This window comes from Pseudomonas resinovorans NBRC 106553, from assembly GCF_000412695.1.
GTDB lineage: Bacteria > Pseudomonadota > Gammaproteobacteria > Pseudomonadales > Pseudomonadaceae > Metapseudomonas > Metapseudomonas resinovorans_A.
In genome coordinates this window covers 2,401,085-2,427,857 of sequence record NC_021499.1, presented here as the reverse complement: position 1 = coordinate 2,427,857, position 26,773 = coordinate 2,401,085, and the positions used below count along the sequence as shown (strand labels likewise).

Below are 26,773 nucleotides of genomic sequence, written 5' to 3'. Positions count from 1 at the left end.
GAGCCAGGGGCGCCACCCGAAGGGACGTTGAGTTGAGGGCCCGACCGGACGGCCGGGCTAGTCGGGGATCAGGGCTGCACGGCCAGGTCCGCGCCCTCCAGTGGCCTCGGCGACAATTCCCAGCCACCACCGAGCGCGCGGATCAGGTTCACCGTGCCGATGGCCTGCACGCCCTGCAGCTCCACAGCGGCGCGACGCGCCTGAAGCAGCGAGCGCTCGGCGTCGATCACGTCGAGGTAATCCGTGGCGCCTTCCAGGTAGCGCGTGCGGGAAAGCTCGGCTGCCCGCGCGGAGGCATCCACCGCTTCCTGCTGGGTGCCGGTCTGGCGCCGCAACACGGCCAGGTCCGCGAGGTTGTCTTCCACCTCGCGGAAGGCCACCAGCACCTGCTGGCGATACAGCGCCACCTCTTCCTCGTACTGCGCACGGGCGCTGGCGAGGTTGCCGCTGCGCCGGCCGCCGTCGAACAGCGGGATGTTCAGTGCGGTACCAGCCAGGGGGCCGAGAAGGAACGCCCCATTACTCCAGTTGAACAGGTTGCCGAGGCTGTCCCCTTCGAAACCACCCGCACCCGTCAGGGTCAGCGAGGGGAAGAACGCTGCCTTGGCGATGCCCACGCGGGCATTGGCAGCGGCCATGGCACGTTCGGCGGCAGCGACATCCGGGCGCCGTTCCAGCAGGGACGATGGCAACCCGGCCGGGATGTTCAGCGCCACCGGGCGCAACGGCTCGACGGGCAAGGCAAACTCGGACGGTGCCTTGCCCAGCAATACCGCCAGGCTGTGCTCGGCAGTAGCACGACGACGCTCCACGGACATCGCCTCGGAGCGCGCAGTCGCCAGCTCGGCGCGTGCACGGGAGACATCCAGGTCGTCCACTTCGCTGTCGTCGAAGCGTGCCTCCATCAATTCCAGCGCCTTCTGCCGCAGCGTCACCGCATCGGCCAGCACCTGCGCCTGGGCGTCCAGTTGGCGGAGGACGAAGTAGTTCTGCGCCACGTCCGCCTGCAGGGCCAGGCGGACGGATTGGAACAGCGCCTCGCTGCGGGCCAGTTCAGCTTCGGTGGCATGCACCGACGCCGAGACGCGGCCGAACAGGTCCACCTCGTACGAGAAGCCAACCTGGGCTCGCACGGTGGTGTTCTGATACGCCGTGGAGCCTTCGCGCTGGGCCGCCTCGGAAACCCGCTGGCGGGTGGCGCCCACGCCAGCGTCCAGCGTCGGGAACAGCCCACCGCGCGCCACCTGGTTCAGGCCGCGGGCCTCCTTCACCCGTGCCGCGGCGGCCAGTAGATCCTGGTTGGCGGCGAGAGCCTCAGCTTCGAGTCGATCCAGCGTGGCATCGCCAAATGCTTTCCACCATTCGCCACGGGGAAGTTCTTCGGCGGGTCGCGCGGTTTTCCAATCCCCCGCCGCCGAGACCCCCTTGAAACTGTCCGAGACCGGGGCCTCGGGACGCTCATAGGTCGGCTCGACGGAGCAGGCGATCAGGCTCGCTACCGCTGCGGCCAGCAGGCCCAGACGCAGCGAAGCGTGGTTCAGGATTGCGTACATGGTTGCTCCTTCAGCGGGCCGATTCGGCTTGCGGGCGTGTAGCCGGGGAATGAGGGACAAAGTCCGGCTCCTGGGCTTCATGGCTACGCTTGGCGTTGAGCGGCTTGCCGCCGGACAGCTTGCGCAGCAGCACGTAGAACACTGGCGTCAGCAGCAGGCCGAACAGGGTCACGCCCAGCATCCCGAAGAACACTGCAATCCCCATCGCCTGACGCATCTCCGAACCCGCGCCGCTGGATATCACCAGGGGCACCACGCCCATGATGAACGCGATGGAGGTCATCAAGATCGGCCGCAGGCGCAGCCGGCTGGCTTCGACAGCGGCCTGCACGATGGAACGGCCCTGCATTTCCAGCTCGCGGGCGAACTCGACGATCAAGATCGCGTTCTTCGCCGACAGCCCCACCAGCACCATCAGTCCGATCTGAGTGAAGATGTTGTTGTCGCCATTGGTCAGCCACACACCGACCAGGGCCGAGAGCAGCGTCATGGGTACGATCAGCAGGATCGCCAGCGGCAGGCTGAGGCTCTCGTACATCGCCGCCAGCACCAGGAACACCAGCAGCACGCTGATGGGGAACACCCAGAGCGCCGAGTTACCGGCCACCACCTGCTGATAGGTCAGGTCGGTCCATTCGTACTTGATGCCGCGGGGGAACACCTCAGAGGCGATCCGCTCCACGGCGGCCTGGGCCTGGCCCGAGGAATAGCCCGGCGCCGGTCCGCCGTTGATATCGGCGGCCAGGAAGCCGTTGTAGCGCACCACCATTTCCGGACCGTAGGTCGGTGTGACGGTCACCAGCGACGACAGCGGCACCATCTCACCGGCGGCGTTGCGTACCTTCAACTGGCCGATGGAGTCGGCCGTGGCGCGGAATGGCGCGTCGGCCTGAGCACGTACCTGGTAGACGCGGCCGAAGGCGTTGAAGTCGTTCACGTAGAGCGAGCCCAGGTAGATCTGCAGGGTCTCGAACACATCCTTCACCGACACGCCCTGCTGCTTGGCTTTGACGCGGTCCAACTGCACATCCAGCTGCGGCACATTGATCTGGAAGCTGCTGAACATTGGCCCCAGTTCAGGCGCTTCGGCGGCTTTCTTCATGAAAGCCTGGGTGGCAGCGTTCAGGGCCTCATAGCCCAGAGCACCACGGTCCTCGATCTGCAGCTTGAAGCCCCCTACCGTGCCCAGCCCAGACACCGGCGGGGGCGGGAACACCGCAATTGCGGCGCCCTTGATCTTGGCGAACTTCTCGTTGAGGGCCGCGGCGATCTCCGCCGCGCTTTCTCCGGCACCACGCTCACTGGACGGCTTGAGCACCGGGAACACCAGCGCGCTGCTGGAGGAGTTGGTGAGGCCATTCACCGACAGACCGGGGAAAGACGGCACGTGTGCGACACCCGGCTGAGCCAAGACGATGTCACTCAGCGTGCGGGTGATTTCGCTCGTGCGCTCCAGGGACGCGCCGCTGGGCAACTGCACGATGGCCACCAGATAGTCCTTGTCCTGACCCGGCACGAAACCGCCGGGGACGGTCTTGCCCAGGTACAGTGCGAAGGCCAGCAGCACGCCATATACGACCAGCATGGCGCCCTTGTGGCCGACCACCCGTTGCACACCGCTGCCGTAGGACTCGGAGCCGCGCTGGAACACGCGGTTGAACAGCGCGAAGAAGCGGCCAAACACGGCGTCCATGAACCGGGTCAGACGATCCTTGGGCTCGTGGTGTCCTTTGAGCAGCAGCGCAGCCAGGGCCGGCGACAGGGTCAGCGAGTTGAAGGCCGAGATCACCGTGGAAATGGCGATGGTCATGGCGAACTGCTGGTAGAACTGGCCGGTGAGCCCCGACATGAACGCCAGCGGCACGAACACCGCCACCAGGGTCAGCGCGATGGCGATGATCGGGCCACTCACTTCCTGCATGGCCTGGTAGGTCGCCTGCCGCGGGGTCATGCCAGCGGCAATGTTTCGCTCGACGTTCTCGACGACCACGATGGCGTCGTCGACCACGATGCCGATCGCCAGCACCAGGCCGAACAGGGACAGCGCGTTGATGGTGAAGCCGAAGGCCAGCAGCAGCGAGAAGGTCCCGACGATGGACACCGGCACCGCCAGCAGCGGAATGATCGACGCGCGCCAGGTCTGCAGGAACAGGATCACCACCAGCACCACCAGGGCAATGGCTTCCAGCAGGGTCTGGATCACCGCATTGATGCTGTCGCGGACGAACTGGGTCGGGTCATAGCGCACGGCGTAGTCCACGCCCTCGGGCATGTCCTTTTTCAGCTCGGCCATGGTCCGGCGCACGTCGTCGGAGATCTGCAGCGAATTGGCATTGGGCTGCTGGAAGATGATCAGCTGCACCGCTGGCTTGCTGTCGAGCATGGCGCGCAATGCGTAGTCCGCTGCCCCCATCTCCACCCGTGCCACATCGCCCAGGCGAATCACCGCGCCATCAGGCGAGGTCTTGAGGATGATGTCGCGGAACTCCTCCACCGTCTTCAGCCGGCCCTGGGCGTTGACGCTCAACTGCAACGGCACATCGACGGGCATGGGCGCGGCGCCGATGATGCCGGCGGCGACCTGGACGTTCTGCTCGCGGATCGCGGCTACCACCTCGGCCGCGGTCATGCTCTGCCGCGCGACCTTCTGCGGGTCCAACCAGACACGCATGGAATAGTCGCCCGAGCCCCACATCACCACCTCGCCGACGCCGGGAATGCGCGCCAGCTGATCCTTGACGTTGATCAGCGCGTAATTGCGCAGGTAGGTCAGGTCATAACGGTCGTTGGTGGTGATCAGGCTCACACCCATGGTCAGGGTCGGCGTGGATTTCACCGTGGTCACACCCAGGCGCTGTACATCTTCAGGCAGACGCGGCAGGGCCTGGGCGACACGGTTCTGCACCAGTTGCTGGGCCTTGTCCGGGTCGGTACCCAGCTTGAAGGTCACGGTGGTAGCCATGCTGCCGTCGCTGTTGGACTGCGACTGCATGTAGAGCATGTTCTCGACGCCGTTGATCTTCTCCTCGATGGGCGAGGCCACCGTCTCGGCGATCACCTTCGGGTTGGCGCCGGGGAATTGCGCCCGCACCATCACCGAGGGGGGCACCACTTCCGGATATTCGGCCGTGGGCAGTTGGAACAGGGAAATGATCCCAGCCAGCAGGATCACCACCGAGAGCACGCCGGCGAAGATCGGCCGGTCGATGAAGAACTTGGAGATATTCATGATGGCGAGCCTCAGTTGGCGAGGGCCAGCGGCTGGCTGGTCTGCATGCTGGTGTCATGAACCTGGACCAGGTCGTTGGGCCGTACGCGCTGCACGCCGTTGACGACGATGCGTTCGCCGGCTTCGAGACCCTGGGTGACGATGCGCAGCCCCTCATGGAGCCCACCCAGAACCACTTCGCGGTACTGCACGCGGCTTTGCGGGTCCACCACCAGGACGAACTTCTTCGCCTGGTCGGTACCCACCGCGGCATCGCTGATCAGCACGGCTTGGGAGGGCTTGCCACCCTCGACCTTGACCCGTGCGAAGAGACCCGGCAGCAGCGCGCCATCGGCATTGTCGAAGCGAGCACGGACACGCAGGGTGCTGGTCCCGGTGTTCAACTGGTTGTCCACCGACACCAGTTCGCCCTGGCGGGAATAACCGCTCTCGTCGGCCAGGCCCAGAGCAACCGGGACCTTCGTGCCGCTCGTTCCTCGCAGGTAGCGCAGGTAGGTCTGCTCGTCGACCTCGAAGGACGCATAGATCGGCGACACCGACACCAGGGTCGCCAGCAGCGGCGCACTGGCGCCCGCCGCGACGATATTGCCGACGGTCAGCTCGGCACGGGAAACCCGGCCGCTGACGGGCGCCGTGATGCGGGTGTGGTCCAGGTCGATCAGGGCTGCCTGCAACGCCGCCTTGGCCGCCTTGACGGCCGCGGCGGTCTCCTTGCCGGCGTTGACGCGTTCGTCGAACTCGCGCTTGGCAATGGCGTCGCGGGTAATCAGCCGACGTGCCCGGTCAGCATCAGTGGCGGCATAACTCGCGCGGGCTTCGGCGGCGGCTACCTCGGCACGCGCCCGCTCGACGGCGGCCTGGTACGGGCGCGGATCGATGGTGAAGAGCAAGTCACCCTGTTTCACCACGCCGCCATCCTTGAGGTGGACGCTGACGATGGTGCCACCGACTAGGGGGCGCAGCTGGATGTGTTCGGTGGCCTCCAGTCGGCCGGAGTAGCTCTGCCACTCGGTGATGGTGCGGCCGATGGCCGGAGCCACATCCACTTCCACCGCCGGCGCTTCAACGGCGGCTTCGGCGCTGGGGATGGAGGCAGTGCCCTGATGGATGGCGAGGCCGGCGGCGCCGCCCAGGGCGATAAGTGCGCTGATGGCAAATACGAGGGTCTTGGGTTGGACTGACATGGTGCTTCTCCTGGAAACCGGTATGAAAAGGGGGGCGGACGGGTCGACGGGAACATCAGGGGGGCGCGTCGAGTGCGGCATCCCGGAGATGGCAGGCCACTGTCGTGGCCAGTGCATCGATGTAGTGATCGCTCAGGCCGTGTTCGCGCAGGGCCTGCTGCAGCAGCTGCAGGTACTCGGCGTTGCTGCCATGGGGGCCGCTGGCCAGTGCGATTTGTCGAGCGATAGCGACGACTGAGGAATCGGCTTCATAGAGGCTGAAGGCCGGATCGGCGACGAACACCAGGGCCTCGGTCTGATTGCCGTCGGCCAGGGTGATGCGCTCCCAGACGGGCCGGTAGGAGCCGAACACCATCTCCCGCCGCCAGACGCATTGCAGGTCGTGGTGCAGAACCTCACCACCGAGGCGGTAGGCGACGCCCTGGGTGTGGCCGCCGGGCTCGACCGCCAGCATCCGCCCCGGCGCGGCTTCGGTGCCGCGGCCGGCGACCATCCGCAGGCAGAAACTGCGCTGCCAGCCATGCAGGGTGGCCACGGCGCGCTCGATGAAATCCAGCAGGGGGTTCCAGATCAGCGAACCGTAGGCGAACAACCAGATGTCGCCGTTGCCGGTGCGCGCTGACAGGGTCTCGTCGAGGGACTGGAGGATGCGTGCCTCGCTCCACAGGAGGCCTTCGAACGACTCGAAGCTCTTCAAATAGAGACCACTGCTCAGGGCGTCTTTGGTCAGCATCGGGATTCCTCCTCGCACCGGGGTGGCGGTGCCATCTGGGGAGGAATTCTGAATTCGACCTGCAGCGGGATAAACGCGCCACCAAGCGACGCTTTGTAGCGTCTATTTCTACAATCCGGCGGCGCGGATCAGGGGATAGGTGGCCGGGCCGTACGAGCCCGGCAGACACCTAGGCGCGCAGGCGCTCGGCGAGGTAGTCGAGCACTGCGCGGGTCTTGGCCGGCATCCTGTGGCCGGCGGGAATCAAGGCATGCACGGGTGGGCCGGGGACTGTGGCCTCGGGCAGGATCGGCACCAGTTGGCCCTTCTCCACATAGGGCCGGGCGACGCGGTCGTATATCTGGGCAATGCCCAACCCGGCGACCACTGAATCGATCAGCGCCTGGCCATCGGAAAGCACCAAGGTCGGGTTGGGGGCGAACTCCTTGATGTAGCCGTTTTCCATCAGCGACCAGGGCCGCAGGCGCCCGGTGAAGCCGCGGAAGGTCACCGCGTCGTGGTCGATGAGGTCGGAAATGGCGGCAATCGCCGCGTGGCGCTCCAGGTAGTCGGGGGCAGCGTACAGGGCCAGTCGAATATCGCAGAGCTTGCGCACCGTCATTTCGCTGTCCTGAGGCAGCTCACCTGCTCGCAATACCAGGTCCCAACCTTCCCCAACGGCGTCGGACATGCGATCAGTCATGGACAGTTCGAGGGTGACCTGGGGGTAGCGCTTGCGCAGCTCGGACAGGGTGGGCAGGAAAAGCTGTCGGAAGCCCGAGGGCATGTCCAGGCGCACTCGGCCAATGGGCTCTTCTCGCCGCGCCGCCAGTGCCTGTGCCGCATCGCGCAGGCCGTCCAATGCAGCACGGGCAGCCTCCAGATACGTCTCACCATCCTCGGTGAGGCGCACCGCACGGGTCGTGCGTTGCAACAGGCGCGTACCCAGCCGCGCTTCCAGGCGCTGGACCGCCTTGCCGACGTTGGACTTGTTGCTGGCCAGGTGTTCGGCCGCGCGGGTGAAACTCCCCGTCTGGGCCACCGCCACGAAGGCAGCGATCTCGGGGAAGGAGGCATCAGTCTGCTCCATCGTTGTATCTCCCGTGGACACAATTCGCAGGACTTCAGGGAGCTTATCCGCCATACGCGCGCATCCAAAATTTCCTAGAGTTTGTAGTTGGGCGCGCAACGTTAAGCGGCCAGCAGGGGCAGATAAACCGCTCCAACCACCGCGCACTGTCGCCCCGAAAATGACAATCACCATCCTGTGCGGCTTCTTGATTGTCGCCCTGAAACCGACAAAGCGTCTCCCGGAGGCGCGTTTATCAAGCTAGGAGAAACTTCGAAACTGCGCTCACCGGCCCTGATACCCAGGCCGACTCCCCACTCCAAGGTGACGCACATGAAACTCTTTATCGCCGACCAGACCTGCTCCGAAGCCGTCCAGATCATCGCCAACGAACTGGGCCTAGACCTGGAACTGGTGCACTTCGACGTCTGGAACCGGACCACCTCGAACGGTGAGGACTTCGCCCAGATCAACCCGCTGTTCTACGTACCGGCGCTTCAGCTGGACAATGCGGACAAGGACATCCTCACCGAGACCATCGTCATCACGTCTTACCTGGCCGACCAGTTCCCCGAAGCGGGCCTGGTGCCCCCGCAAGGGAGCCTTGAGCGTGCGAAGTTCAATCAGTTGCTGACCTTCCTCGCCACCGAAATTGCCCAGAAGCACATCCCGCTGATGCGCAAGCTGCTCACCGAGGAAGGCACTGCCTGGACCCGCGACAAGCTGGTCAAGGCTTACACCACCCTGGATGCCCGCCTGGCGGACGGACGCACCTGGCTCACCGGTGAACAGTTCACCGTGGCTGATGCGTACGTTTGGGGCACCTTCTGGCATGAACGCTCCGGTGTCGAGATCGGCCACCTGAAGCATCTGATGGCCTACAAGGCCCGCATGGATGAGCGCGCCTCGGTGCAGAAGACCATTCAGGACGAAGCCAAAGTAGTCGCCGATCACAAGGCGATGGCGCAGGCCTGATTAGCCACACCGGCCGATCCGCCCCTTTCAGGGGCGGATCTCTCCTTTCCTCTTTTTGGCCCCGGCGATGGGCTTGGTGTCGGTCTGGTTGGTCCGGAATGGCAAGCCGTTCAGCTAACGGCTCCCTCCTTGATTGCCATCACCGTCCTGGCCACCCTCGATCAACCGCAAGCTCTGCGGAGACGACAGCGCGATCTTCTGTTCCCGCAGCGCCTCAAGGATGGTGAACAGCAGGTCGCTGCGAGTGCCGGAAACCAGGCGAGGGCCGCTGACGTAGCCACTGACGGTCACGATGATGCCGTTGCTGGCGAGGTCGTTGAGGCTCACCGAGGGCGCAGGCGTCTCGAGGATGGCGGCATGTTCGGCATAGACCTTCAGCAAGAGGTCCCGCACCAGACGCATGTCAGTGTCCAACGGGAGGGTCAGGTGGATACCGACCACTCCCAGGGCGCTGTCCATGGTCACGTTCCTTACTTTCAGCGAGATGAATTGCGAGTTCGGGACTATGACCGTGGAGCGGTCCGACATCTGGATTTCGGTGGCCCGCACATTGATGCGTCGAATGTCGCCCTCGACCCCGTCGAGACTGACCCAATCCCCGACCTTCACCGGCCGCTCGGTGAGCAGGATCAGGCCGGAAATGAAATTCTGCACGATGGCCTGCAGGCCGAAGCCGATGCCCACCGACAAGGCGCTGATCACCCAGGTCAGGCTGGTCAGGTTGATGTGCAAGGTCGACAGGACCACCACCGCCAGCAGGATGAAGCCGAGGTAACCCACCAGGGTTACCAGCGAGGCCCGCATGCCGGCGTCCAGGTTGGTATCAGGCAGCAGTTCGTCACTCAGCCAGCGCTTGAGGACACGAATACCCTGCAGCCCGGCCAAGAGAAAGCCGACTGCAAGCAGGATGTCCTGCGGCAGGATATTCAGCCCCCAGAGCGGTTTGTCCAATCCTCCCCAATGATTGACGCCCAGGAAATCTCCGGGCCTGGACCCGGACGGCAACAAGGCAAGTATCACGGCGATGAACAACAACAGGCTGCGCCCTAGACCGGTCAACAGCGTACTGACCTGTGCCTGGTGCCGTTGTGGGAGCCCGAAGGCGGAGGCCAGCGCCAGGCCGCCGGGAAGACGTGGTGAAAACAGGGTTTCACACAAATCCCCGTAGAAAGCGATAACCAGATAGGCGCTGGCCGCCACTACGCTGATCCACAGCAGCTTCACGGTCAGGAAGTAGGCCAGGCTGAGGTATCCAATGAACAACGCAGCCAGGATGAACCCCACCCACGCACTGGCCAGGAAGGCCATCAATCCAGCGATGCCCCGCGGCGGCCCCAGGCCGGAACGTCGACGCACATGCCGGTAGCGCAACAAGGCAACAGCGAACAGCAGCGCAGTGACGAACGCGGTCAAGCCATAGGTCGCCACGGTCAAGGCCAGGCTACTGGCAATCACGCTGTTGATCCGATCCTGGGTGACCACGATCACCAGGGTTAGCGCCAACAGCGGCGGGAACCACGCCAGGGCACTGGCTACCGGGTCCGGGATCGGCGGAAGGCGCCAGGACGGCCTGGACGTCATCAGCAGTGCGCGGCCGAGCCCTGCGACGCAGGCGCAGAACACCACCACGGACATCAACTGGCTCCCCAGCGTAGCAATGCTCGGTGGCAGCTGAGCGCTGCTCTCCAATCCCCAGAGCGATAGCGATACCGCCCCACCAATGGTAAGCAGAGAGATCACGCCAACGCCCAGCGCGAAGCCTGTCCGACGCATGCGCCCTTCTGGCAGCCAGCGGATCATCGACCAGGCCAGAAGGCGTTCGAGCAAGTACCGACCCACGCCCCACAGCAGCCCGGAAGCGATCAGGCAGGCGATGAACAGCCCGCTGCGCTCCGAGGAGAATGCGTCGCGCAGCATCGATGAAGCGTCCGCCCAGAGGCCACGCAGGCGGCTGAGATCGTCCCCGGAAAGACGAACAAGTTGCGACCAGAACTTGGGACTCAAAGGGCTGGCCGCACGGGTGCTGATCTGCGAGTTGAACAGGCTGCGGCGAAGATTGCTGATCTGCGCCGACAAATCGGCGGCCGACTGCACCAGCTGGTTGGCCTGGCGCCGCTCATCGAGCAGGGACACCCTGTCCTGCATCAGCTGCTGCCGCTGACTGGCCAGGTTCTCTGCCTCGCCGGCCTGCGCCGGACCAAGCACCTTCAGTTGGTCGTCCACCCGTTCGATATCCGCGCTACGCAGGTCGCTGAAGGCATCGGCGAGGCGTTGCACCTGCGTCGCCGCCTGGCGCAGTGCCAACAGGAAATCGTCATTGGAGTCACCCGCCACCTTCTGACGGATCAGGTCCAACTGCTCGCTCATGCGCCCCAGCCCGGCCCCTTCGGCCAGCGCCGGCAGCTCACTGGGCACCGTTGCAGGCTCCGCCTGCGCAGAAGGAAACCAAACCAAGGCAGCTATCCAGAACGTCAAGGCCAACGGTAGGCCATTCAGGCTGAAGTGCCGCATCGTGGCTCCCCCTGTGCTTGTCTGCCTATCGATCATAGACGGCCAGAGGGCGCCGGGGTCGTGACGCGGCGGGTTCTGCCTGATCGGTCCAACTTCCGGCCGCTCATTCATCCGTTTACTTTGACGCTTCTGCTTCCCACTTTCCCGCCCCGGTTGTTCCTATTGGCCAGGACGTTGCGCGGCGGGATGCGCGCGGCCGGTCCGAAAATGCAAGTTGCAGCCATGAAAGCTACAGTGGAGTGGGCGCGACAATTTTCCATCAGCAGCCCCATCTCCTGTCATGACAGGAACCCGGCCACGTCAAGTTTCTGTCGACTCACCGCAACTCGCATTGGGCAACCTGTCCGCAGCGGCCCCTCGCTTGTAGCGATAGTCGATAGCCAACCCGCTCTGGGCGCCATCGCGCATAAGCCATCTCTCAGCCAAGGAGAAGCATATGAAGCTCGCGTCAACAGTCGTTCTGGCTGCCGCTATCAGCCTGGGTCTGACCAGCCAGGTGTCGGCCGCTGACCAGGATGAACTCCTGCAGATTGCCAAGGACGCCTACGTCTACGGTTACTCGCTGATCACCACCGAGGTCACCCGGGTGCAGATGACCAACGTAGACAAGGTCAGCGGATTGCATGGCCCCATGGGGCAGTTCATCAACGTCCCGCGCTATCCACCGGCCGACTACCGTGGCGTGTCGGCGCCGAATGCCGACACGCTCTATTCGGCCGCCTGGGTGGACCTGAGCGAGCCGCAGGTGTTCAGCCATCCCGACATGGGCACCCGCTTTTACCTGATGCCGATGTACGACCTGTGGATGACCGACTTCCACTCGCCCGGCGCGCGCACCACAGGTGGCAAGGCGGCCAACTACCTGCTCACGGGGCCGGGCTGGAAGGGCGAGGTTCCCGAGGGCATGGTCCAGATAAAATCCGCCACCGCAAAAATGCTCATTCTGGGCCGCACCTATGCCAATGGCACCGATCAGGACTACAAGGCGGTCAACGCCTTGCAGGCGCAGCTGAAAATCACGCCCTTGTCGGCCTGGGGCAAGGCCTATACGCCCAAGGTCCCCGCGGTGGACCCGAACCCGGGTTTCAGCATGACCGCCAAGCCCCAGGACGTGATTCTCGGGATGAGCACCGAGACCTATTTCAACAAGCTCGCCTCATTGATGTGCAAGGACGCTCCCCCGGCTGCTGAAGACGCCCCCATCCTGGCGCGTATGGCCAAGTTGGGCATCGAGCCTTGCAAGCCGTTCGAGCTCGGCAAGCTGGATCCGGGGTTGCAGAAGGCGTTGGCAGATCTGCCCGCGGTTGCCTTGAAGGAAATCGGCGCGAACCAGCATTCCATTGGCAGCGAGGTGAACGGCTGGCTCTTCACGAAAGGGCTCGGTGTCTACGACACGCAATACATGAAGCGCGCGGTGGTCGCCGCCTTTGGCTGGCCGGCGAACGTACAGCAGGATGCCGTCTATCCCTATACCACCGTCGATAGCAGCGGCCAGACACTCAATGGCGCCAATCGCTACACCCTGACCTTCCCCAAGGGACAGACGCCCCCGGTGAATGGTTTCTGGTCCATCACCATGTACCAGATCGATCAGGGCTGGTGGTTCGTGGACAATCCGTTGAACAAATTCACCGTCAGTCCCCGCAACGATCTGAAGTACAACGCCGACGGCTCCCTGACCCTGTACCTCCAGCATGAATCACCCGGCAAGGACAAGGAGGCCAACTGGCTGCCAGCGCCAAAAGGAGATTTCCTGCCCATGATGCGCATGTACTGGCCGAAGGAGCAGAGCCCGTCGATTCTCGATGCCAGCTGGACCCCGCCGAAGATCGTCAGGGTCAACTAGCCGCCCCGCCGCAATGGCCCCGATGCCGGTCGCATCGGGGCCTGCTTGGCATACGCGGCTGAAGCCAGTGGAGGCGTTATTCAAGGCTCGGCCCCAGCACAGGGTTATGCTGCTGGCAGACCGTGAATGGCAAACCGCTTCTGGCCGATAGCCGCCCTACCGCTGCACGGCATACCGTAGGAGCGAGCTCTGCTCGCGAACACCCCCCGCGCCAAACTCACCCCAACCTTGTAGGGGCGATATCAATCGCCAAGGGCAACCCCGTTGCCCCAACAAAACAAAGGCCCCTCTCCCAACCCGGAAGAGGGGCCCCACCACAGCTCAACTCACATCCAATCCAACGGCAATTTCTGGCCTCTTCATTAACTGACCGAAATCCTCCTGATTGCTGCGGGCGAGATGAATCACCGCCTCCATCAACATGCCTTCCCGGTAGTAATTGAGATAAGCCCCGGGAACGCAGGGCCGCAATGTGGCGTTGTCCAGGAGTATCTCCGCCAGCACCTGCACGATCTCCAGCCGCGAATCCAGCCGGTTCACCAACTCCCGCAGCCGGCGTTCTTCAAGCTCCTCGGTCATACCGACACCTCCTTGCCGCTCGCCATAAAGGCCGGCAAATCCCGCCAGGCCACCCACACCTCACCCTGCCAGCGCACGACACCAATCAGCCGACCCTCAAAGCTCAGGTTCTCCCGACGCGGCGCCGCATCAGGTACCCGGTGGTAGTCATGCAGCGTCGGCACCAGCACGGCGTTCAGCCAGCGGCCCACCTCGCCGTGCTTTGGCTTACCGAATTGGAACAGCGCCCGGTACGCGCCGATATCGCTGATGACGGTGACCTCTTCATGGAAGTCCTGGGTGTAGCCGAGGCAGAGGGTTTGCTGCTCGTGGGGCTCCAGGGCCGGAAGCAAAGGGACGGCATCGGGAAGGCCGATCAACCGCGCGAAGTCATGGGCGACGAACCAGGGCTGGTTGTCGACCATCACTGCGCGCAGGCGGAGGGAGTGGTGATAGAAAACGACAGGGGTATATGCGTCGTGCATGGCGGATCTCCAGTGTATGAGTAGAACCCGCCACCGTCCGCTGTCAGTCGAAAGGTGGCAGATCGCGCAGGGTTGACAGACCGGACACTGGAGCCGGCAGACCGCTAGGGGTCTCCCCACGCGATCTGCCATAGAGCCATGCAGTTGAAAAACTGCATGCGAACAAGAGCCTGCAAAGAACGTCCGCCGTTCCTCGCATGCACCTTGCGGCGCAATCGCGCCAGTGTTTCGGGCTGTCAAACCCGGCCACGGGATTGACCGTGACGGGGAGGGACACTAGCCAGGGCGCGCGTAGGGCCTCAAGGCTAATGTGCTGTGGGAAATTTCTCTGTAGGCCAAAGAAAAGATGCTCGGAAATATCTGTAGGACCAGGCCGTGCGGAAGGCGCTGTGGCGTTGGTCAACCCGGTGTTTTCGTGCTTTGGCTATACAAGAGGCGCGTGACTGTTTGCGACCAGGCACGAATGTCCGATTTCGGCCAGAAGCGGACGATGGGGTTCGCTACGCAGTCGACCGAATTTTTGCGATGTCTTTGCTGGGAGCTGCACCAAACATCCGACTGTATTCTCGGCTGAACTGCGAAAGACTCTCGTAACCCACCCTGAAGCCCGCCGTGGAGACATCCAATCCCTCTGAAATCATCAAACGGCGCGCTTCCTGTAATCGCAGTTGTTTTTGGTACTGCAGGGGACTCATGGCGGTAACGGATTTGAAGCGATGATGAAGGGTTGAGGTGCTCAAATTCACGTAGCTGGCGAGCTCTTTGATGTGCAGAGGCTTTGCGTAGTGTCGGTTGAGCCATTCAATCGCCCTGGTAACCCGGTGGGTCTGACTGTCCGCGATCACAATCTCATGCAGCCGCTGGCCCTGTTGGCCTTTGAGCAGGCGATAGAAAATTTCCCGAAGTGCCAGAGGGGCTAATGCGGGGATATCTGCTGGCGTATCGAGAAGTCGGACCAGACGCAGCATGGCGTCCAGCAGCGATGTGTCGATCTTGTCGAGGTACAGCCCTCGGTTTGCCCCGTGGCCTGGAATGCCAATAGGGCTGCTGTCCGCAATAAGCTGCGCGATCTCGGCAGGGTCGATGTCCAGTCGTATACACAGATACGGATGTTCTGAAGATGCCTCAATGACTTGGCCTGCCAGCGGCAAAGTGACCGATACAACGAGGTAATTCAGCGGATCGTAGACATAGCTTTCGTTCCACAGCCTTACCTCCTTGCGGCCTTGGGCGATGATGCATAAACCTGGTTTGTGGACCGTGTGGATCGTATCGGTTGGAGCATCGCTGCGGATGAAGTGAAGCGGAGGGATAGCCGTCTGGTACACGCCGTACTCGGGAGCGAAGCGCTGTATGGTTTTGGCCAGCTCTGCTCTGCGTCGGGCAATTTCCACGTCCAGGTCGTTCACCTTCATCACTCCGTCAATCTGCTGCGCCAAAGGATATTGCGATTGCTTGGCGCTTGGTAGACGTACCTCTGGGTATCCATGCGCGAGGACATCCATTAGCGCCGGACCCGTGCCGGCAGATGTCCGCCTTGTTCCACTTGGACATGGCTTTCAGTCAGCAAAAAGTCGGCTGGAAGCGGCACTAGCGGCGTTCCCGCCCCCACAGCATTGTGCAAAACCTTCGTAGTAATCGATTAACGGCACCTCGGCATGACTTCTTAATCTCACTCCAAGACCTGCTGGGCAGCAGGAACCTCTGAAGCGAAAACAGGAGTCATGAAGATGAACAATATCGAACAGAAAGTCGTCGTCATTACCGGTGCCAGCAGCGGCATTGGCGAGGCAACCGCCCGCCTTCTCGCCGGCAAAGGCGCTCGGGTTGTATTGGGGGCTCGCCGTACCGATCGCCTCGAGGCCTTGGCAGACGAAATTCGTGCCGCTGGCGGTATCGCCGATGTGCTGCCACTGGATGTAACCAGCCTGGATGACATGCAATCGTTCATCGACTTTGCCGTGGAGCTTCACGGCCGCGTGGACGTACTGGTCAATAACGCCGGGGTCATGCCGCTGTCCAAGTTGGAGGCCCTGAAGGTCAACGAATGGAACCAGATGATCGATGTGAACATTCGCGGAGTGCTGCACGGCATTGCAGCGACCCTGCCCCTTATGCAGCAACAACGATCGGGGCAGATCATCAACATCGCATCGATCGGCGCCTATGCCGTAAGCCCTACCGCTGCCGTGTATTGCGCGACTAAATATGCTGTGCGCGCCATATCCGAAGGGCTTCGTCAGGAAGTAGGTGGCGACATTCGCGTCACAGTCATCGCTCCCGGTGTCACCGAGTCCGAGTTGGCTGACAGCATTTCCGATGAAGGTGGGCGCGCGGAAATGCAAGAGTTCCGCAAGATCGCCATTCCCGCCGTAGCCATTGCTCGCGCCATCGCCTACGCCGTCGAGCAGCCTGCTGATGTGGACGTCAGCGAATTGATCGTCCGTCCCACCGCGAGCCCTTTCTGATCGTCATTTCCAGCCGAGGAGGAGAAAGTCATGGCACAGCCATCCGGAGACCAGAACAAGTACGTTGGCATGTGGGTGACCGCCGACGGTCGTATTCGCCATGAGTTGTTGCCTGGCGGACGTTATGACGAGGCCCGTGGGTCGCAGAAAAGTGCCTACCAAGGACGTTACTGGCTTGAAGGCGACCATATCCAGTACGTCGACGATACAGGCTTCACTGCAGACGGCGAGTTCCGAAACAACGTGCTGTATCACGCCGGGATGGTCCTCTATCCAGAGCGTTGAAGCCAAGGCCGGAATGAATGCATTCCGGCTTTTTTTTCCAGGTGATGGTTCCAATATCTGATCGCCCGCCTCAGTGCGGGCGTCGACGTTGAATCCACTTCGGCTCGCAAGGTCTGAGAGTGAAGTGAGGTTTCATGACGCTGCAGTTGCAACCATTGGCCGATGGCCTGACCCATCAGGAGAGAGGTGGATGAGCGTGAACCTGACCGAGCGGACTTCTGCCGAGGGTTTGGAGGCGTACATTCGCGGCAGGCGTCTGGCTGCCTCGGACAGCCTGGCAGCACGCGATGTATTGGTTCAGATATTCAATCGTGAACGTGACCAGGACAGCTTTATCGTGCCGGCCGTGGCCGAACCGCTACTGGTGTGGATCATCTCCGGAACCGCTGCCGTGGAGGAGCGAATTCCTGGCGGCGAGTGGGAAACCAGCCATGTGGCCAAGGGGGACTTTTTCTTGACGTCCTCCGCAGAGCCCTACGAAATGCGCTGGAAAGTTTCCGGCGCAGATGCATTCGAAGTGATGCACATCTATCTCGGCATCCCGCTGCTTGAAAAAGCCGTCCGGGAAGTGCTCGGGGGATCCGGCGCCGTCCGTCTGCGTGAGGTATCGGGTGGTCGTGACGAGGTCCTATCACTGCTGCTGGAGCAGGTCCGCGCGGAGCTGACCAATCGGAATGCGGTCAGCGCACTGTTTCTCCAGGGGCTGGCCCAATGTATGGCTGTCCACCTTGCCCGCGAGTATCTGGACAGCTCGGCGGACGATATCGCACACCGTAATGCATTGCCCGCCTTCAAGTTGCGGCGAGTCTTGTCGACCATGGAAGCCAATCTGGCTTCCCCGTTCAGTCTTGGGACGCTGGCTGAAGAGGCCGGCATGAGCGAATACTGAATCGCCCCTAGTTTCGTAGACACCTCCAAGCCTCATAATGAGGCCCATTAGGAGGTGCCATGAGCAACCAGCGTTACCCCGAAGAATTCAAAATCGAAGCGGTCAAACAAGTGACCGAGCGCGGCCTCCCCGTAGCCGAGGTGGCAGCGCGGTTAGGCATGTCGGTGCATAGCCTGTATGCCTGGATCAAGCGCTACGGCAAGCCCCAGGCGCAGCGGCAGCAAGACGACGATCAGCAGGCCGAACTGCGTCGTCTGCGCGCCGAACTCAAGCGAGTGACCGAAGAGCGAGACATCCTAAAAAAGGCCGCCGCGTACTTTGCCAAGGAGTCCGGCTGAAGTACGCCTTCATCAGCAAGCTGTCGGTGGAGTACCCGGTTCGACGTCTCTGCCAGACCCTGAAAGTGCATCCCAGCGGTTACTACGCCTGGCTGACCGAGCCGAAATCCGTACGCGCCAAGGAAGATCAGCGCCTACTCGGGTTGATCAAACATGCCTGGCTGGAAAGCGGTGGGGTCTACGGCTATCGCAAGATTCACGACGACCTGCGTGAGCTGGGGGAGTCCTGTGGCCGGCACCGCGTGGCTCGCCTGATGCGAGGAGAAGGGCTGCGCTCACAGACCGGCTATCGGCGGCGCCCCGGCTATTACGGCGGCCGGCCAACGGTGGCTTCGCCCAATCGCCTGGAGCGGCAATTCAACGTTAGTGAACCGAACAAGGTCTGGGTCACCGACATCACCTACATCCGCACCTATGAAGGCTGGCTGTATTTGGCGGTGGTGCTGGATCTGTTTTCACGCCAGGTGATCGGCTGGTCGATGAAGCCACGGATGTGCAGCGACCTGGCTATCGATGCCCTGTTGATGGCGGTGTGGCGGCGCAAGCCCAAGCAGGAAGTGATGATCCACTCCGACCAGGGCAGCCAGTTCAGCAGCTCGGACTGGCAGAGCTTCCTCAAGGCCAACAACCTGATCAGCAGCATGAGTCGACGCGGTAACTGCCACGACAACGCGGTGGCGGAAAGCTTTTTCCAGTTGCTGAAGCGGGAACGCATCCGACGAAAAACCTACGGCACCCGCGAAGAAGCCCGGAGTGATGTGTTCGATTACATCGAGATGTTTTATAACCCCAAACGCCGGCACAGCAGCGCTATGCAGCTATCGCCAGTGGAGTTTGAAAAGCGTTATTTCCAGAGCTTGGAGAGTGTCTAGGAAAGCCGGGGCGATTCAAATTTCCCTCTTCTCGACATGCATCTCTTTGGCAGGGTTGCTCAGCCTATCGGGGTTTTGCTCCTTTCTTTGATGCGCAGTTTTTGTTGGATGGATGACAAAATCTGGCGGTTACTCGCGGAGCGAGTGGCTTTGAGCAGCAATTTCTGCGCTGTCGCCCCAGCTCAGAAATGAGAAGCCCCGGTAGTCATTTCGAACGTCCGCTACTGGCCGGAAGCTGCCGTTCGCAAGAAGTTTCTTCCAGCCATTAGCGGACTAGCGAGATACAAAGCAACAGGATTCTTCAGCGGAACCCAGTTTGCGTTGAGCGATACCCATCAGCCCTGCGCGCATGGGTATCGCTCAGCTCGCGGAACGCCGCCCGCCCCATCCTTGAACTGAGACACGAACAACACCAGTCGTAGCCCGGATGAAATCCGGGAGCGGCGGTGGGGCTCTCCCCGGATTTCATTCGGGCTACCTCCGTCTACGTCGCATCCCACCCTTGCGCGGTCGAATCTGGACAACTGTCCCCTGCCTCGCACAGCGTAATCTTGCTCGCAGTCAGGTCAGGAACAGCAGCGCTCCACGGCTCCTCTCTGTTCCCCTGCAGGCCCTCCCCGGCCCTGCGACCTGCACGGCCTCGAAAGGCTTCGAAGCCGGCTCTTCGTACAGACGTGACTTAAGTCAAAGGCCAATATCCTGCGACCTCGCCGCCGCCACACGGGCGGCGTTTTTTTGCTCGCGCATCGGTACGCCCGGCCGCCTGGATTCGCCGCGCCACTACCAGCCGAGGTACTTGAGCCCCCAGAGCGTGAGCATGCCGGCCGCGAGCGTCAGCGCGGCATTGCGGGTAAGCCAGGCGAGCAAGGCGGCGACGATGGCCGCGGGGATCTGCGGGTTGTCCAGGGCGATGTCGTGCTGCCCACTGGGGAAGATCACGGCGGGCAGCACCAGCGCGGCCAGCACGCTCGCCGGCACATAGAGCAAGGCTTGCTTGAGAAGCGCCGGAATCCGCAGGCGGCCGTAGAGTTCGACGAACGAGAGGCGCATTGCGAAGGTGCCCAGGCCTGCGGCCAGGAACAGCCCCCACAAGGTCAGGTCGCTCATGGCGCCTCCCTTTCGCTGACGCTTGCGGCCGTGGCGGCCGTGGCGGCCTGCGCGCCGCGTCGCGCGTTCTCGATCAGCACCCCGGCCACGATGCCGGCGATGGAAGCGGTGACCAGCCCGAGGTTGTAGGGCATGTCGATCGCCAGGACCGCCACCACGCCACCCACCACGGCGGCCCCCAGGCTTGCCGCCGTGCGGATGGACGGCACCAGGATCGCCAGGAAGGACAGCGGTATCGCGAAGCTCAGCGACCAGGAACCGGGGATGCTGGCGCCCAGGTAGACCCCGGCCAGTACCGATATCTGCCAGGACAACCACATGGTCAGTGCCGTGCCGGCGTAGTAGAAGTGGGCGAAGCGCCCCAGCTCCCCCGACGACAGCTTGAGAATGCAGATGGCATACGACTGGTCGGACAGCATGTAGGACAGCGGCCAGGTCCAGCGCCGGGGCAAGTGATGCAGGAAGGGCGCGAGCGACGCGCTGTACATCACGAAACGCAGGTTGATGATCAGGGCGGTCAGTACGATCGCCAACGGCAGCACGCCGTTCTGCAGCAGCTGCAGCGCGGCCATCTGGGCCGAGCCCGAGTAGAACAGCAGGGTCATGGCCATCGTCATGCCAGGGGACATGCCCAGGTCGATGGCCATGACTCCCGCGACCAGCCCGAACGGCACCACGCCGGGCGTCAGTGGAATCAGTGTGCGAACGCCCGCCCAGAAGGCTTGCGTTCGAGTCGGGTACGGCATGTCGTGTCCTTGGTTGTGGAGCCTGATCGCTTCGCGATGCCTGCCTGGATGCTCAGACCTTGAAGTGGTTGCGTTTGCGGAACTGCCCCGGCGCCATATCGAACATGGTGCGGAAGCAGCGCTGGAAATGCGGGAGCGTCACGAAGCCGCTCGCCACCGCGATCTCGATCAGCGATTTGTTGGTGTGCTGCAGCAGCTGGCGCGCGCGGGTCAGTCGCAGCTCGAGGTAGTAGCGCGGCGGCGTCGCCTTCACGTGGCGCCTGAACAGGCGCTCCAGGTGCCGTCTGGAGATACCCACGTAGCGTGCGATCTCGTCGATCTCGATGGGGTCCTCGATGTTGCTGTGCATCAGTTCCAGCGCGAGCTTGAGGGTCTCCGGCAGCGTCGGGTCGAAGTCGATGGAGACCACGGACACGTCGACGACTTCCTGCATCTTGTCGCAGCTGAGCACCTCTTCCACGGCGCTCACCAGTTCGTCGCCAGCGCTGTGGCGCACCACTTCCAGCATCATGCCCAGGGAGCTGTTGGCGCCGGCGCAACTGATCCGCCTGCGGTCGAGCACCTGGGCGTGACTGGTCACCTTCACCTTGGGAAACAGCTCGCTCATCATCGCGCGGCCGTCCGGATGGAACGCGCAGTCATGGCCATCCAGCAAGCCGGCCTCGGCCAGGAAGTAGGCGCCGTTCCAGAGCCCACCCAGCACGGCGCCGGCGGCATCGGCCGAGCGCAGCTTCGTCCGCAGCTGCGCATCGCCCTCCAGCCGAACGCGAAAACCGCCACAGACCACCAGGATGTCCTGGCACTTTTCATCCAGCGCCGTGAGCGTGCAGTCGGTGGAAATGGAAATGCCCAGGTCGCTCACCACGAGGTTGCCGTCGCCCCCCACGACCTGGACGTCGAACACCGGGGACGAACTCATGAGATTGGCCGTGACCAGCGCATCCACCGCACCGGTGAAGGCCATCATCGAGAAGTGCTCGCGCAGGATGAAGGACACCCGACGCACCTGGGGCGTCAGGCCTTCCCGACGCGCCTTGTCCAGGTGCGCCAGGTTCTTGCTTTTGAGAACACTCTCGAAGGACGTTTTCATGTGACGACTCGCGGAACCCGGGGAACGAATCGGCATTCCCCTGCTGGTACCCGGGTATCGGTCCATGGGTTGGTACCAGTGCGAGCACATTCTCACAGTTGGACCTCGCGGACTATTCCGCAATCGCCGTGTCGTTTTCCCGACGCGACGCCGCGCCTGAGCCGGTCGCCGCGATGCGCCGCAGAAGCTCCGGGAGCCGGGAGATCAGAACCGCAACGGTAGCTTGGCCGGCCGCCGTCGACGACGATGACCTGGCCGGTGATGAAGGCCGCCGCCGTTCAGGACGACCGCCCCTCCCTCTCCTTCTCCACCTCGGTCGAGGTCACCACCACCTGGGCTGGCTGCCCGTGGCCGATCCAGTCGGAGATCAGGCTGTAGGCCACCGCCAGCAGGGTTGGACCGAGGAACAGGCCCATGAAGCCGAAGGCGAGGATGCCGCCGAACACGCCGAGCAGCACCACCACCAGGGGCAGGTTGCCGCCACGGCTGATGAGGTAGGGCTTCAGCACGTTGTCCACGCCGCTGATGATGAACATGCCCCAGATGCCGAGGAACACGGCGTAGCCGTAGTCGCCGTGCCAGGCCAGCCAGGCGGTGACCGGCACCCAGACCAGGGGCGGGCCCATGGGGATCAGGCTGAGGGCGAAGGTGGCGATGGCCAGCACCAGGGCGCCAGGCACACCGGCGATCCAGAAGCCGATCAGCGCCAAGAGGGCCTGGGCGGCGGCGGTGCCGATCACGCCGTTGACCACCCGCTGCACGGTGCCGGCTACCAGTTCCAGGTAGTGCTCGGCACGGTCGCCGATCAGTCGTTCCAGGCCGCGTTCGACGAACAGCGCCATGCGCGGGCCGTCGCGGTAGAAGAAGAACACCAGCACCAGGCTCAGCACCAGTTCCAGCACGCCGCCGCCGAGTTGCGCGCTGCGTGCCAGGATCCAGTTGCCGGCCTGGCCCATGTAGGGCTTGAGGCTGGCGAAGAAGGCCGCGCCCTGGGCGTCGATGGAATGCCAGGCGCGCACCAGGCGCTCGCCCACCAGGGGGATCTGCGGGAGCCAGTCCGGCGGCGGCGGCAGGCCCTGCACCTGCACGTCCTTCACCAGTTCGGTGGCATCGCGCACATGCTGGGCGAGGTTGCTGCCCAGCCACACCAGCGGCAAGGCCACCAGCAGCATCCAGCCGGCCGTGAGCAGGCCGGCTGCGGTGGACTCGCGGCCGTGCAGCAGGTTGCTCAGCAGCCGCATCAGTGGCCAGCTGGCGAAGGCCAGCACGGCGGCCCAGAACAGCGCCGAGACGAAGGGCGCCAGCACCCAGAGGCAAGCCCCGAGCAGGGCCAGCAGGAGGATCTGCACCAAGAGGCGGTCGTTATTGAGCATCCCTGAATCTCTCTGGCTCGCGGGAAAGGAAGGCCGGGCCCGCCGCCATGCGGCGCGAGCCCGGCAGGCTTAAGCATAGAGACTGGTGTGGAGTTTTCTCAGCGCAGCAGGATCAGGTGCAGGCCGGGTTCTTCGCCTTCGCCCAGTTCCAGGCGCGCGGCGCGCACGCCCTGCCCCACCAGGGCCTCGCGCCAGGCTTCGGCGCCAGGGCCGGCGAGGCTGACCCGCAGGGTGCTGTCGAGGTTCAGGGAGCGCGCCAGCAGGGTTGCCCAATTGGCCGGGGGCTCGTCCGGCAGCCGCGCCAGGTGCAGCTCGCCGCTGCTTTTCAGCTCGCGCATCAGGGTATCGGGGGTGGGCAGCAGTTCGCCCAGGGGTGCGTTGGCATCCAGCTGCTCGGCATGCAGGTAGGCCCGGCGATTGCCCCGGGTGATGCTGTAGATGGCCAGCAGGCTGTCCTGGCTCGGCTCGGCCAGGCGCACCAGCAAGTAGGCCTGCTGGTCATCCGGGCCATAGAGCTTGGCATTGCCGAACACGGTGTTGGCCCAGAGGCTGCTCGAACCACAGTCGCGGCCCTGGCACCAGTAGAGCAGTTCGGCGCCGCGTTCGAGCAGGTCCCTGCGGGCGCGGTCGAAGGCATCGAAGGAGCTGTGGCCTTCGGGCAGGCGGTAGGTGATGGACGTCTGCCGCCCTTCGGCCTCCACCTTGCGCTCCATGCGCAGCTGGTTGCTGATGCGGCGGATCGAGCTCTGCGGGTAGACCCGTTCCTGGTCCGGGGTCTCGCGGAAATCGGTGATTTCGGCGTGGGGGAAACGCGGCAGTGCCGCCAGGTCATGGCTATCGGGCAGGTCGGCGGCCTGGGCGGATGCTGCCAGCAGAAGGCCGGCAAGAAGGGTGTGGCGCATGCGCATCCTTATCGAGATGTCCTGGAGTGTGCAGTCTGGACCAGCTTCACGGCCTTTGCCTTGCGCGCTCCACGGACCACTCCGCAGTGCGCAGCGGTGGCGGACAGGTCGGCCATCCCACTGATCCTTGACCAAAAACAGCCAGCCTTCCCGGTTGGCCGGTGCAAGTCAAGGAACGGCGAAGAAGGGATTGAAACAGTCTGCTACGGCCTGCGCGCCGGCTTCGTCGTCCAGGTGCAGGTGATGGCGGCCGGGAAGCCGGCGCACGTCGAAGGCGAGGTCCTCGACTACCCCGGCGAACTTGGGCTCCGTGTGCAGCAGCCCCTGCTCCGCCAGCACCAGCAGGCTCGGGCATTGCACCGCGCGGGCGAAGGCCAGGGCATGGGCGCGGGTCAGGCGCAGGGGCGATGGCAGGGTCAGGCGGCTGTCGCTGCGCCAGGTGTAGCCACCGGGCACCGGCATGAGACCACGCTCGGCGAGCAGCTCGGCGGCCTCGCGGCTGATGGAGCCGGCGCTGCGCATGCGCGCTTCCACGGCGCGCTCGATATCGGCGTAGACCGGCTTGCGCTTGCCCGCCAGCGCCGACTGCGCACGCAGCGCCTCAGCGAGCTTGGCCGGCGCCTGCTCGGCTTCGCCGGTGTAGGGCATGAGGCCATCGATCAGGGCCAGGCGCTCGACCTTCTCGGGCATGGCGCCGGCGAGCAGCACCGATACGATGGCGCCCATGGAATGGCCGAGCAGGGAGAACCGCGCCCAGCCCAGTTGCTCGGCCACCTGCAGCACATCGGCGACGTTGTCCCAGAGCAGGTAGCTGGCCCCGGGGGCGCGATGGGCGGAGTGGCCGTGGCCGGCGAAATCCAGGGCGACTATGCGCAACCCCGGCAGCAAGGGCGCCAGGCGCGCGAAGCTGTTGGCATTGTCCAGCCAGCCATGCAGGGCGATCACCGGCTGGCCGTCTTCGGGTCCGTAGAGGTGCGCGGCCAGTTCGACGTGAGGCAGGTTGAGGCGGATTTCTTCGACCTGTGCCGTCATGCGTGGGCCTCCTGGCGGTGACCATCCCAGCGGCCGAATACCGACTTCAGCAGCTCCGCGGTTTCCCGGGGGCGTTCCAGGGGGAACATGTGCCCGCCCGGAAACGACAGGTATTCACCCCGTGGCACCTGCTTCAGCAAGCGCGCATGGTGCGGCAGCACGACCTTGCTCTGGCGCCCGCGCACCAGGGCCAGGGGCACCGTCAGTTGCTGCGGGCGGCCCGGCGTACGGTGCGGCACGTTGCGGTAGATGCTGATTTCGGTGGCGGCGTCGAACTTCAGCCGCAGGTTTTCGCCCTGGCGCGCCAGGCCATGGCGCACATAGGCGTCCAGGCATTCGGGGTCGAAGCGGCTGAACAGGGTCTTGCCGGCGAAGTAGTCACGGGCTTCGTCGAGGTCGCCGAACTCCTCGCGGCGGCCCAGGGTACGCCCGGCCGGCGTGATGCGGTCGATGAAGCCGAAGCGCTTGGCGGCGCGGATGACGATGCGGTCGGCCAGGGTCAGCACCGGCGAGTCGAGCATCACCACGCCGCGATAGAGGTCGGGCCGGCGCAGGGCGGCATGGTAGTGCAACACTCCACCGAGGGAATGGCCCAGGCCCCAGACCGGCTCGCCGCGCGCTTGCAGGTGGTGGATGAGTTCATCCACCAGGTTTTCCCAGTTGTCGTTCACCGGGAAGCGCGGGTCATGGCCGTGCTGCTCCAGGTGCTCGACCCGGAAGTCCGGCGCCAGGGCGCTGAACAGCTTGCCGTAAGTGGCCGACGGAAATCCGTTGGCGTGGGCAAAGAAGATGGTGTGCATGGCATCCGGCTCGTCGGGGAATGCGCCGATTGTCCGGCAGCCCCGCCCACGCGGCAATGACTGTAACCGCCAGTGATGATGGCGCTATTGCCAAAAGCCTGGTGCCAGCAACCTGCCCACCAACCCCAGGGCCACCAGCAGGAACACCAGGCCGCAGGCCAGGTCGATGGCCGGCGCGGCGCGCAGCAGCAGTTGCTGGTTGCGCCCACGGGTGAGCGCCAGGCCCAGCAGGCTGAACCAGGCCAGCCCCATGCAGAAGAGAATCGCGGCGGCGCCCAGCTTGCCGGCGACCGACATGTCCGCCGGGATCAGCCCCGACAGCAGCGCCAGGAAGAACACCAGCGCCTTGGGGTTGAACAGGTTGGTGGCCAGGCCCCGCACCCAGGGCCCCAGCGCCGAGGGTGACAGGTCACCGTCGAAACGGCCGCCGCCACCCTGGCCACGGCGGAACCAGGCGCGCACGGCGCCGACGCCGAGCCAGCCGAGGTAGCTCGCGCCCAGCAGTTGCAGCAGGTCGAAGAGGATCGGCGAACGGCTCACCAGCAGTGCCACGCCGGTCAGTACCAGGGTGCCGTGGACCAGGATGCCGCAGGCCAGGCCCAGGGCGCTGAGCAGGCCGGCGCGGCGGCCCTGGTGCAGGGCGGTGCGCACCACCAGCGCCACGTCGGGGCCGGGGCTGACCAGGGCGACGGCGAACACGGCCGCCAGCGACAGCAAGACGGAAGTCTCCTGCATCGAGGTTCTCCAGA

The 26,773-nt window shown here is 64.0% G+C and carries 22 protein-coding genes and 1 pseudogene; 6 read left to right on the top strand and 17 right to left on the bottom strand.

Annotated elements, in window-relative coordinates; translation table 11 throughout:
• Positions 1 to 68: 68 nt before the first annotated feature.
• The 5 genes from PCA10_RS11010 to PCA10_RS10990 form a co-directional block, all read right to left on the bottom strand.
• Positions 69 to 1,553, bottom strand: coding sequence for an efflux transporter outer membrane subunit (locus PCA10_RS11010; RefSeq protein WP_016492151.1), 1,485 nt, complete (start codon positions 1,551 to 1,553; stop codon positions 69 to 71).
• A 10-nt stretch (positions 1,554 to 1,563) separates the two neighbouring features.
• Positions 1,564 to 4,782 (bottom strand): efflux RND transporter permease subunit, encoded by a 3,219-nt coding sequence (locus tag PCA10_RS11005; protein ID WP_016492150.1) that lies wholly within the window; start codon positions 4,780 to 4,782, stop codon positions 1,564 to 1,566.
• Positions 4,783 to 4,793: 11 nt separating this feature from the next.
• A complete protein-coding gene (locus tag PCA10_RS11000; protein WP_016492149.1) occupies positions 4,794 to 5,966 on the bottom strand; it encodes an efflux RND transporter periplasmic adaptor subunit in 1,173 nt (390 codons plus the stop codon).
• Between the two features lie 55 nt (positions 5,967 to 6,021).
• Positions 6,022 to 6,699 (bottom strand): gamma-glutamylcyclotransferase, encoded by a 678-nt coding sequence (locus PCA10_RS10995; RefSeq protein ID WP_016492148.1) that lies wholly within the window; start codon positions 6,697 to 6,699, stop codon positions 6,022 to 6,024.
• A 169-nt stretch (positions 6,700 to 6,868) separates the two neighbouring features.
• On the bottom strand, positions 6,869 to 7,768 hold the full coding sequence (locus PCA10_RS10990; protein ID WP_016492147.1) for a LysR family transcriptional regulator: 900 nt from the start codon (positions 7,766 to 7,768) through the stop codon (positions 6,869 to 6,871).
• A gap of 312 nt (positions 7,769 to 8,080) precedes the next feature.
• On the opposite strand from PCA10_RS10990, the gene PCA10_RS10985 reads away from it, so the two are divergent.
• Positions 8,081 to 8,722 carry a glutathione S-transferase C-terminal domain-containing protein gene (locus tag PCA10_RS10985; RefSeq protein WP_016492146.1) on the top strand — a complete coding sequence of 214 codons (642 nt, stop codon included), beginning with the start codon at positions 8,081 to 8,083 and terminating at the stop codon, positions 8,720 to 8,722.
• A gap of 114 nt (positions 8,723 to 8,836) precedes the next feature.
• Here the strand turns inward: PCA10_RS10985 and PCA10_RS10980 are convergent, their stop codons facing one another.
• Entirely contained in the window at positions 8,837 to 11,233 is a 2,397-nt protein-coding gene (locus PCA10_RS10980; protein WP_041770210.1) for a DUF3772 domain-containing protein, read from the bottom strand.
• A 436-nt stretch (positions 11,234 to 11,669) separates the two neighbouring features.
• Here PCA10_RS10980 and PCA10_RS10975 point away from each other — a divergent pair, with 436 nt between their 5' ends.
• Positions 11,670 to 13,079 carry a DUF1254 domain-containing protein gene (locus PCA10_RS10975; protein ID WP_016492144.1) on the top strand — a complete coding sequence of 470 codons (1,410 nt, stop codon included), beginning with the start codon at positions 11,670 to 11,672 and terminating at the stop codon, positions 13,077 to 13,079.
• A gap of 321 nt (positions 13,080 to 13,400) precedes the next feature.
• Here the strand turns inward: PCA10_RS10975 and PCA10_RS10970 are convergent, their stop codons facing one another.
• The 3 genes from PCA10_RS10970 to PCA10_RS10960 form a co-directional block, all read right to left on the bottom strand.
• Positions 13,401 to 13,658 carry a hypothetical protein gene (locus tag PCA10_RS10970; protein WP_016492143.1) on the bottom strand — a complete coding sequence of 86 codons (258 nt, stop codon included), beginning with the start codon at positions 13,656 to 13,658 and terminating at the stop codon, positions 13,401 to 13,403.
• On the bottom strand, positions 13,655 to 14,122 hold the full coding sequence (locus tag PCA10_RS10965) for a BRO-N domain-containing protein (protein ID WP_016492142.1): 468 nt from the start codon (positions 14,120 to 14,122) through the stop codon (positions 13,655 to 13,657). Before PCA10_RS10965 ends, PCA10_RS10970 begins: the two co-directional genes overlap by 4 nt.
• A 500-nt stretch (positions 14,123 to 14,622) precedes the next feature.
• Positions 14,623 to 15,537, bottom strand: coding sequence for an AraC family transcriptional regulator (locus PCA10_RS10960; RefSeq protein WP_016492141.1), 915 nt, complete (start codon positions 15,535 to 15,537; stop codon positions 14,623 to 14,625).
• A 315-nt stretch (positions 15,538 to 15,852) separates the two neighbouring features.
• On the opposite strand from PCA10_RS10960, the gene PCA10_RS10955 reads away from it, so the two are divergent.
• The 4 genes and pseudogenes from PCA10_RS10955 to PCA10_RS10935 all read left to right on the top strand — a co-directional run bounded on the left by PCA10_RS10955 (position 15,853) and on the right by PCA10_RS10935 (position 18,974).
• A complete protein-coding gene (locus PCA10_RS10955; protein ID WP_016492140.1) occupies positions 15,853 to 16,590 on the top strand; it encodes an SDR family oxidoreductase in 738 nt (245 codons plus the stop codon).
• Positions 16,591 to 16,620: 30 nt separating this feature from the next.
• Positions 16,621 to 16,875, top strand: a complete 255-nt coding sequence (locus PCA10_RS10950; protein WP_016492139.1) for an Atu4866 domain-containing protein — start codon at positions 16,621 to 16,623, stop codon at positions 16,873 to 16,875.
• A 190-nt stretch (positions 16,876 to 17,065) separates the two neighbouring features.
• Positions 17,066 to 17,761, top strand: a pseudogene (locus PCA10_RS10945) (AraC family transcriptional regulator); the annotation flags it as partial.
• A gap of 62 nt (positions 17,762 to 17,823) precedes the next feature.
• Positions 17,824 to 18,974, top strand: a protein-coding gene (locus PCA10_RS10935; protein ID WP_144276949.1) for an IS3 family transposase whose coding sequence is annotated in 2 segments (ribosomal slippage) — positions 17,824 to 18,061 and positions 18,061 to 18,974 — 1,152 coding nt in all. Because the reading frame shifts where the segments join, the coding sequence is not laid out codon by codon here.
• A 780-nt stretch (positions 18,975 to 19,754) separates the two neighbouring features.
• On the opposite strand, the gene PCA10_RS10930 is transcribed toward PCA10_RS10935, so the two are convergent.
• The 8 genes from PCA10_RS10930 to PCA10_RS10895 form a co-directional block, all read right to left on the bottom strand.
• Positions 19,755 to 20,081 (bottom strand): AzlD domain-containing protein, encoded by a 327-nt coding sequence (locus PCA10_RS10930; protein ID WP_016492137.1) that lies wholly within the window; start codon positions 20,079 to 20,081, stop codon positions 19,755 to 19,757.
• Positions 20,078 to 20,827, bottom strand: a complete 750-nt coding sequence (locus PCA10_RS10925; protein WP_016492136.1) for an AzlC family ABC transporter permease — start codon at positions 20,825 to 20,827, stop codon at positions 20,078 to 20,080. Before PCA10_RS10925 ends, PCA10_RS10930 begins: the two co-directional genes overlap by 4 nt.
• Positions 20,828 to 20,879: 52 nt before the next feature.
• Positions 20,880 to 21,917 carry a GlxA family transcriptional regulator gene (locus tag PCA10_RS10920; protein ID WP_016492135.1) on the bottom strand — a complete coding sequence of 346 codons (1,038 nt, stop codon included), beginning with the start codon at positions 21,915 to 21,917 and terminating at the stop codon, positions 20,880 to 20,882.
• 278 nt (positions 21,918 to 22,195) lie between these two features.
• Positions 22,196 to 23,290, bottom strand: coding sequence for an AI-2E family transporter (locus tag PCA10_RS10915; RefSeq protein ID WP_016492134.1), 1,095 nt, complete (start codon positions 23,288 to 23,290; stop codon positions 22,196 to 22,198).
• A 98-nt stretch (positions 23,291 to 23,388) separates the two neighbouring features.
• Positions 23,389 to 24,198, bottom strand: a complete 810-nt coding sequence (locus tag PCA10_RS10910) for a DUF4892 domain-containing protein (RefSeq protein WP_016492133.1) — start codon at positions 24,196 to 24,198, stop codon at positions 23,389 to 23,391.
• Between the two features lie 162 nt (positions 24,199 to 24,360).
• Positions 24,361 to 25,224: an alpha/beta fold hydrolase gene (locus PCA10_RS10905; protein ID WP_016492132.1), complete on the bottom strand. Its 864-nt coding sequence runs from the start codon at positions 25,222 to 25,224 to the stop codon at positions 24,361 to 24,363.
• Positions 25,221 to 26,024: an alpha/beta fold hydrolase gene (locus PCA10_RS10900; protein ID WP_016492131.1), complete on the bottom strand. Its 804-nt coding sequence runs from the start codon at positions 26,022 to 26,024 to the stop codon at positions 25,221 to 25,223. The genes PCA10_RS10905 and PCA10_RS10900 overlap by 4 nt, the downstream gene beginning before the upstream one ends.
• Before the next feature lie 84 nt (positions 26,025 to 26,108).
• A complete protein-coding gene (locus tag PCA10_RS10895) occupies positions 26,109 to 26,759 on the bottom strand; it encodes a LysE family translocator (RefSeq protein WP_016492130.1) in 651 nt (216 codons plus the stop codon).
• Positions 26,760 to 26,773 lie beyond the last annotated feature (14 nt).

Coding starts and splice junctions, on each gene's coding strand:
- PCA10_RS10960 (WP_016492141.1), bottom strand. CDS start 15,537: ATGAAGGTGAACGACCTGGACGTGGAAATTGCCCGACGCAGAGCAGAG.
- PCA10_RS10990 (WP_016492147.1), bottom strand. CDS start 7,768: ATGGAGCAGACTGATGCCTCCTTCCCCGAGATCGCTGCCTTCGTGGCG.
- PCA10_RS11000 (WP_016492149.1), bottom strand. CDS start 5,966: ATGTCAGTCCAACCCAAGACCCTCGTATTTGCCATCAGCGCACTTATC.
- PCA10_RS10910 (WP_016492133.1), bottom strand. CDS start 24,198: ATGCGCATGCGCCACACCCTTCTTGCCGGCCTTCTGCTGGCAGCATCC.
- PCA10_RS10920 (WP_016492135.1), bottom strand. CDS start 21,917: ATGAAAACGTCCTTCGAGAGTGTTCTCAAAAGCAAGAACCTGGCGCAC.
- PCA10_RS10950 (WP_016492139.1), top strand. CDS start 16,621: ATGGCACAGCCATCCGGAGACCAGAACAAGTACGTTGGCATGTGGGTG.
- PCA10_RS10985 (WP_016492146.1), top strand. CDS start 8,081: ATGAAACTCTTTATCGCCGACCAGACCTGCTCCGAAGCCGTCCAGATC.
- PCA10_RS10905 (WP_016492132.1), bottom strand. CDS start 25,224: ATGACGGCACAGGTCGAAGAAATCCGCCTCAACCTGCCTCACGTCGAA.
- PCA10_RS10980 (WP_041770210.1), bottom strand. CDS start 11,233: ATGCGGCACTTCAGCCTGAATGGCCTACCGTTGGCCTTGACGTTCTGG.
- PCA10_RS10955 (WP_016492140.1), top strand. CDS start 15,853: ATGAACAATATCGAACAGAAAGTCGTCGTCATTACCGGTGCCAGCAGC.
- PCA10_RS10965 (WP_016492142.1), bottom strand. CDS start 14,122: ATGCACGACGCATATACCCCTGTCGTTTTCTATCACCACTCCCTCCGC.
- PCA10_RS10975 (WP_016492144.1), top strand. CDS start 11,670: ATGAAGCTCGCGTCAACAGTCGTTCTGGCTGCCGCTATCAGCCTGGGT.
- PCA10_RS10915 (WP_016492134.1), bottom strand. CDS start 23,290: ATGCTCAATAACGACCGCCTCTTGGTGCAGATCCTCCTGCTGGCCCTG.
- PCA10_RS10895 (WP_016492130.1), bottom strand. CDS start 26,759: ATGCAGGAGACTTCCGTCTTGCTGTCGCTGGCGGCCGTGTTCGCCGTC.
- PCA10_RS10930 (WP_016492137.1), bottom strand. CDS start 20,081: ATGAGCGACCTGACCTTGTGGGGGCTGTTCCTGGCCGCAGGCCTGGGC.
- PCA10_RS10995 (WP_016492148.1), bottom strand. CDS start 6,699: ATGCTGACCAAAGACGCCCTGAGCAGTGGTCTCTATTTGAAGAGCTTC.
- PCA10_RS10970 (WP_016492143.1), bottom strand. CDS start 13,658: ATGACCGAGGAGCTTGAAGAACGCCGGCTGCGGGAGTTGGTGAACCGG.
- PCA10_RS11005 (WP_016492150.1), bottom strand. CDS start 4,782: ATGAATATCTCCAAGTTCTTCATCGACCGGCCGATCTTCGCCGGCGTG.
- PCA10_RS11010 (WP_016492151.1), bottom strand. CDS start 1,553: ATGTACGCAATCCTGAACCACGCTTCGCTGCGTCTGGGCCTGCTGGCC.
- PCA10_RS10900 (WP_016492131.1), bottom strand. CDS start 26,024: ATGCACACCATCTTCTTTGCCCACGCCAACGGATTTCCGTCGGCCACT.
- PCA10_RS10925 (WP_016492136.1), bottom strand. CDS start 20,827: ATGCCGTACCCGACTCGAACGCAAGCCTTCTGGGCGGGCGTTCGCACA.